The organism is Sphingobium sp. ba1 (assembly GCF_000743655.1).
Classification (GTDB): Bacteria; Pseudomonadota; Alphaproteobacteria; order Sphingomonadales; family Sphingomonadaceae; genus Sphingobium.
This window is the reverse complement of sequence record NZ_JPPQ01000069.1, coordinates 3,050,989-3,057,683: the sequence shown is the minus strand read 5'-3', so window position 1 is coordinate 3,057,683 and position 6,695 is coordinate 3,050,989. Positions and strand designations below refer to the sequence as shown.

The window sequence follows — 6,695 nt, the reverse complement described above, 5'->3', positions numbered from 1 at the left end:
GGCATCGTCACGGCGGCGGCGTTGCGACTGGTCCCCGCCATTGCCGCCCGCGCCGTCGGCTGGGTTGGCGTCGCTTCCCCCGCCGATGCGCTGGCGCTGCTGCGGCTGGTCGAGGCGCAATTGGGTGATAGCGTGGAGGGGTTCGAGGTCATCGCCGACGAAACGCTGGGCTTCGTTTTGGGGCACATCCCCGGCACGCGCAGCCCGATCGAGACGCGCACACCTTGGCATGTGCTGATCGAGGTGGATCATGCCGACCTGAACGACCCCAGCCCGGCCGAGCGGCTGGAACAGGCGCTGACCGATGCGTTCGAGCGGGAGCTGGCGATCGACGCGGCCATCGCTGCGAATGAGGCGCAGGCCGATGCTTTCTGGCGCATCCGCGAATCCCTGTCGGAATCGGAAAAGGCGCAGGGGCCAGCGCTGCAATATGACATTAGCGTGCCGGTCGCGCGGATGCCGGCCTTCATGATCGACGCGGCGCAGGCGGCGCAGGCGCGCTTCCCCGGCACGACCGCCTCCTCCTTCGGGCATCTGGGCGATGGCAATGTCCATTTTCATGTCCGCGCGCCAAAGGGCACCAGCGACGGTCCGGCGTGGATCGCGGCGCAGGGTCAGGCGATCAACGCCTTCGTCCATGATGCGGTGGTAGCAGCGGGCGGATCGATTTCGGCCGAGCATGGCATCGGCCAGATGAAGCGCGCGGAACTCGGACGACTGGCCAGTCCCGCGCGGATCGGCGCGTTGCGCGCGATCAAGACGGCGTTCGACCCCAAGGGCATCATGAACCCCGGCAAGCTGATACCGTTGCCCGGAGAAGCCTGACCGCGACAAAGCGATTGCACGGCGTCGCCAAGGTGATTATCGCCCTGCCCCAATCATCGGACCTGCGGCGTGCCTGAAAAACCGCTGCCTGCAAGAATGGATATTTGATCATGGCCAGCGCGCCCGCGAACAATCTGCCGATCTTCTACAACGACCTGCTGCCGCTCAGCAGCGTGGACCATGTCGATTTTCATAGCCGCACGGTCGATGCCGCACCGTTCCTGGTCAGCCAGCATGCCGTGCCGTTGACGATCGACGAGTTCGTGTCGGCCCAGCGCTTCGTGCCGATCATCTTTTCGTCGGGCGCCGATTCGGTGCCGCTGGCGCTGATGGGCCTTAACGAAGGCGTGAACGTCTTTGTCGATGACGAAGGCAAGCTGCGCGGCCCGGCCTATGTCCCCGCCTATGTCCGTCGCTATCCCTGGATGCTGGCCAAGCTGCGTCCCGATAGCGAGGAATTGTCGCTGTGCTTCGACCCGACCAGCTCGGCGATCGGCGCGTTCGAGGAAGGCACCGCGCTGTTCCAGGACGGCAAGCCCAGCGAACTGACCCAGGGCGTTCTGAAATTCTGCGAGGATTTCGAACAGGCCGCCGCGCGCACCAGCCAGTTCGTGCGCGAATTGCAGGACATGGACCTGCTGATGGATGGCGAAGTGTCGATTCAGACGCCCGTCAACGAACAGCCCTTCGTCTATCGCGGCTTCCGCATGATCAACGAGGAAAAGCTGCGCGACATGCGCGGCGACCAGCTGCGCAAGATCAACCAGAACGGCATGCTGCCACTGATCTACGCCCATCTCTTCTCGTTGCAGCTGATGCGCGAAATTTTCGAAACGCAGGTTTCGCAGGGCAAGGGGCCGATCGCCCTTCCCGCCGCACCGCAGCCGGCCGAAGCCTGAACCAGCTATTAACCCGAAACGGTTCAAATAATTGATAGAAAGGGCGGTGCTTCCCCCCTTGTAAGGCGAAGCATCCTGCCCTATCTATCAATCATGCGGTGCACCTGCCCCCCTTTCGGGTGTATCGTATGGGCGCCTCCCCCTTTGGAGGCGTCTCCTCCCTGAACCTTGGCCACCCCATGCTCTGCATGGGGTGGTTTTTTATGAGGCTCGGTTGGCGGTGGGACGCTGTTTCGCTTGACGCGATTACGCCGTCTTCCTAAAGCGCGCCTCTGTGGACCGCCTGAGCGCGGTCACATGGCCCCTTCGTCTAGCGGTTAGGACGCGGCCCTCTCACGGCTGAAGCACGAGTTCGATTCTCGTAGGGGTCACCAATTATTTCCCGATCGGGCGACCTTCACGGGTTGGGCTTCACCAGATCATCGACATGGTGGACGACTCCATTGGCGATCACGCTGCGCACCTTGAAGCTGTTGGCGATATTCTCGCGCGGATCGCCTTCCACCAGCGCGATGTCCGCGAGCTTCCCGGCTTCCAGTGTCCCGGCATCAAGGTTGAGCGCCTTGGCCGCGTTGACCGTAGCCGTCTGCAGCGCCTGGAATGGCGTCAGGCCTGCATCGACATAGGAGGCGATTTCCGCGTGGAGATTGGTCGCGATCATCGTGTCGGTTCCCGCGACGACTTGCGCCCCTGCATCATAGATTTTCTTGAGGCTGATGAGGCCCCCTGCCAGTAGCGGCCGAACCATCCGTGCCATGGGATCATTGTCGCCCGTCACGCTTTCCCGCGCCCAGCTGGGATAGAGGTTCACGCGCGGATCGGTTCGATAGTCGGGGTTCTTTTCCAGATAACCGGTCAGCGCCCCGAAATTGGTGGGCGTCAGCGTCCGGCCACTTCGGCCGAACAGTTGGATGACATCGTCATAGGCCATGCCGCCCGGTCCTTGCTTGGGCGAATAGCCGCGGCGGCTGGTCGCCCCCATATGTTCGGTGCCATCGACGCCGCTATAGGCGGCCGGATAGATTTCATGGCCCGATACGGGAATGCCCATGTCGTGCGCCGCCTCGACGATGCGCCGCTGGTAGAGGTCGGGCATGCGGACATAGCTTTTGACGACATCATATTGCAGCAGCCGGGCGCGTTCGAGTTCGCGTTCGAGATGCGCTGGTCCGGAAACGGCCACACCCATCTTGTAATAGACACGCTGCCATTCGAGCAGCGGTCCCCCGACATAGAGGCGCGGGCTGGGGCGCACGCCTGCCTCCGCCGCTTCCCGATCCTCGACGGCGTCATAGACTTGCGTGCCGGGATCGCGGACCGTGGTGATGCCATAGGCCAGCCACGCCTTTTCCAGGTTCGAGCCGAAATCCTTTTGGACATGGGAATGATATTCGATGAGGCCGGGCATGGCGGTAAGGCCGGTGCCGTCGATGACCGTGCCCCCCTCATGCAGCGCCGGGTCATGATCGCGGACCTGCGCGATACGATTGCCGTCGATGATGATGTCTTTGTCATGCTGGGTCGCATCAGTGACGGAGTCGATCAGATGGCTGACATGGACGACGGTGCGGCCCGTCGGCTTGGCCAGACGATAATGCAGGTCGATCGGCACGTCGGTCGTGACGCCGGTCGCCAGGTTGATCGTCTTCAGCATGTCGTTGGATTGATAGAGAAGCGTGTTCGAATCCGCTGTCCAGGTCGGGTAGAAGGCGGTGTCGTTCGTCTGGCTGCGCACTGGCCCCAATGGCTTGCCCGCCTTGTCCACGGGCCAGACCTTGAGCAGTCCTTCATAGATGCCCGCCATCTTCGTGCCGTCGGGCGACCAGGCGGGGCCGCTGCCGCTGCGCGTGTCGAGTGACATATTGGCCTGAGGTATCTGCCAGAATGGCTCGCCCTTGCCATCAGCCGGTATCACATAGATCTGGTTGGTGCCCTCGCGGAAACTGTTGGAAAATTTGTAGGAGAGGCTGATCGCTACATATTTTCCGTCCGACGACCAACTCGGACTGCCCGGCTGGCCAAGCGAGGTCTGCAGCCGTGTGACCTTGCCGGTCGCGACATCCACCACGCAGACACCCGCCACGCCCCAACGACCATCGACGTCGATGAAAGCGACGCGCGTGCCATCGGGCGACCAAGCCGCGCCGAGCGGCTGCGTATCGAGCTTGGTCAGTTGTCGATCCGTGCCCGTTTTCAGATCCTTGATCCACAGCTGCGGCAGACCACCGACACGATCCGAACTGAACACAATGCTCTGCCCATCGGGCGACCAGGCCGGATCGGCGTCGAGCGCGGCGTCCTTGGTCAGATTTTCCGGCACCCCGCCCTTGGACGAGACGACATACAAATCGCCCAGCGCGACGAAGGCGATGCGACTGCCATCGGGGGAGATACGCGGATGCACGATGCCCAGCGCCTTGCGCGGCGCGGTCGAATCCCAGTCACGCTTGGCCCGCTTATAACTGGGTTTCACAACCTCCAGCGTGGCGGCGAAGTCGATCGTCGAGGTCGCCTTTGCCCCACCCCTGCGGATCTTGCCGTCCGACACGTAGAAATAGCCGCCTGCCCCATCCCAGCTTATGCGGAAGGGAAAGACATTTTCCTTGCCGCTGACGATCTTGCCGTCGATCGCCAGATGGCTGCCCGTGTCGTCCTGCACGACATAGGCCAGTTGCCCCGATGGCCCGAATGACGGCGCTTCGGCCTTTCCTTCGGCTTGCTTCAACAGGCTTTCCTGGCCCGTCGCCAGATCGACGACATAGATGGCGCTCGCCATGCCCTGTCCGCCGGAATAAGCGATCCGCGCCCCATCGGGTGACCAGGTCGGCAACCGGTCCTCGCGCGCATTGCTGCTGACCTGCTTCATCGCGCCCGTGGCGATGTCGAGCGTCCAGATGTCATAATTTCCGCTACGATCCGACGAAAAGGCGAGCGTCTTGCCGTCCGGCGAAAAGACCGGCTCGCGATCATCGAACGTGCCTTCGGTCAGCTTGTGCATGTCGCTGCCGTCGGGCTTGATGCTCCACAGATCATAGCCGCCGTCGCGATAGGCGAAATAGACAAGCCGCTCCCCATCGGGCGACCAGACCGGCTGACGCGCGTCATTGAAATAGTCGGTGATCCGCCTGGCTTTGCCGCCTTTGACCGGGATGATCCAGAGGCTGCCCTGCAGATCGACGGCCAGCCACTTGCCGTTCGGCGAAACGGACACGGCCATCGACGTCCCTTCATGCACGTCGAAGGCGACCGGTGTCTCGCCACCGGGCGGCGGCAGGTTGGCAGGTTGGGCGATGGCCGGACTGGCAATGCCGACCATCAGGGCGATGGCGAAGGATGTGAGCCGTATATTCATGATATGATTTCCCCGTTCATTCCCTACCAGCCAAAGACGTAGCGTTCCCGCCGCACATCCGCGCCGCCGCGCAAAGTGCCGGTTTCAGGCACCACGCCCGCAGCGACGATGCCGGTCGAGACGCCGAATGGCCCCAATACATCCAGCTTGTGCCCCCGCGCGCTCAGCGCATCGCGCACCGCTTGAGGCACGCGATCCTCAATCTCCAACACGCCAGGCTCGTCCTTCTTGACGCCGAAGGAGCCATGGAAATGATTGGAATTGATCCGTGGTGCCTCAATCGCCGCCTGCAGCGGCTCGCCGAAGGCAAGGACGCGCAGCAAGACGTTCATGATCTGCTGATCCTGATTGTCGCCGCCCGGCGTGCCGATCGCCAAGAAGGGCGTACCGTCCTTCAACACCAAGGATGGCGATAGTGTCGTGCGTGGTCGCTTGCCGGGAACAAGGACATTCGGACTATCGGGATCGAGATCGAATATGGTCATCCGGTTGCTCATCGGCACGCCGGTATCGCCCGCAATATAGGCACCGCCCAGCATCCAGCCGGAGCTTGGCGTGCAGCTGAACAGATTGCCGTGGCGGTCCACCACTTCGATCGCGGTCGTATCGGCGATGGGCACGGGCGGCTTTTTCAACATGCGCGGTAGGAAGGAAGGCGTGTCGCGCTTGCGCCCCTCAAAGGCCCACGGGTCGCCATAGCGATGCTCCAGTGATGCCTGCGGCCGGATGTCCCTGGCGCGGGCGGCGGCATAGGGTTTGGACAGCAGGCCTTGCATCGGCACGCTGGCGAAATCGGGATCGCCGAAGAAGGCGTTGCGATCATCGAAGGCGAGTTTGATCGCCTCGGCCAGCGTATGCAGATAGGCGTCACTGCCCGGCTCCATCGCATCGATCCCGGCGGCTTCGGCGATGTTGAGCGCCAGCAGCAGCGCTGGTCCCTGGCTCCAGAAACCACCCTTGCACACGGTATAGCCGAACACTTCCGCAGTCGCCGGTGGTTCGACCCTACCCTTATAATTGGCCAGATCCGCATAGCGCATCAGCCCGCCGTCCGCCTCCATAGCGGCACCGATGCGGCGGGCGATGTCGCCCTTGTAGAAGGCATCGCGCCCGGCCTGGATCGCGGCCTTGCGATCCTTCGTCCGGGCAAAGGCCTGCCGATCGGCAGTCGCGATCGTTCGCATCGTGCGCGCGAGATTGGGCTGGCGAAATATCTCACCGGTGCGGGGCAGCCTGCCGCCGGGATAATAGGCGTCATAGGCATTTTTATATTTGGATGTCGCCTTCTGCTGGCTGACGAATACTTCGGCCAGGAAATTATACATGACGAAGCCGTCCGCCAGTTCGACGGCGGGTGCCATAACCTGGTCCAGCGTCATCGTGCCGTTGAGCTGCAGCGCCAGCGCCATGGCGTCGACCATCGCAGGAACCGTGCCGCCATTGGGGCCGTTGCCCGGTATCACGCCAAGCGCGGCGAACTGATCGACGGTCGCAAGCGCGGGGGCTGTCCCCTGACCATTGATGACCGACGCCTTCTTCGTGGCCGCATCATAGATGATGGTGGGGGCTTCCCCGCCAAAGCCGAAATGGGAAATTTCGGTAACGGCGGCGGCAAAGAC

At 62.8% G+C, this 6,695-nt stretch carries 4 protein-coding genes and 1 tRNA gene; 3 read left to right on the top strand and 2 right to left on the bottom strand.

What is annotated here, in order from left to right; all coding sequences use genetic code 11:
• The 3 genes from IL54_RS18040 to IL54_RS18030 all read left to right on the top strand — a co-directional run.
• On the top strand, positions 1-825 hold an 825-nt coding region (locus tag IL54_RS18040; protein ID WP_037479213.1), incomplete at its 5' end, for an FAD-binding oxidoreductase.
• A gap of 110 nt (positions 826-935) precedes the next feature.
• Positions 936-1,724, top strand: a complete 789-nt coding sequence (locus IL54_RS18035) for a SapC family protein (RefSeq protein WP_037477461.1) — start codon at positions 936-938, stop codon at positions 1,722-1,724.
• A gap of 299 nt (positions 1,725-2,023) precedes the next feature.
• Positions 2,024-2,098, top strand: a tRNA-Glu gene (locus tag IL54_RS18030).
• 23 nt (positions 2,099-2,121) lie between these two features.
• Here IL54_RS18030 and IL54_RS18025 read toward each other — a convergent pair.
• Positions 2,122-5,076 (bottom strand): LpqB family beta-propeller domain-containing protein, encoded by a 2,955-nt coding sequence (locus IL54_RS18025; RefSeq protein ID WP_037477459.1) that lies wholly within the window; start codon positions 5,074-5,076, stop codon positions 2,122-2,124.
• 23 nt (positions 5,077-5,099) lie between these two features.
• Positions 5,100-6,695: gamma-glutamyltransferase family protein (locus tag IL54_RS18020; protein WP_156106313.1), on the bottom strand; the 1,596-nt coding region annotated here is incomplete at its 5' end.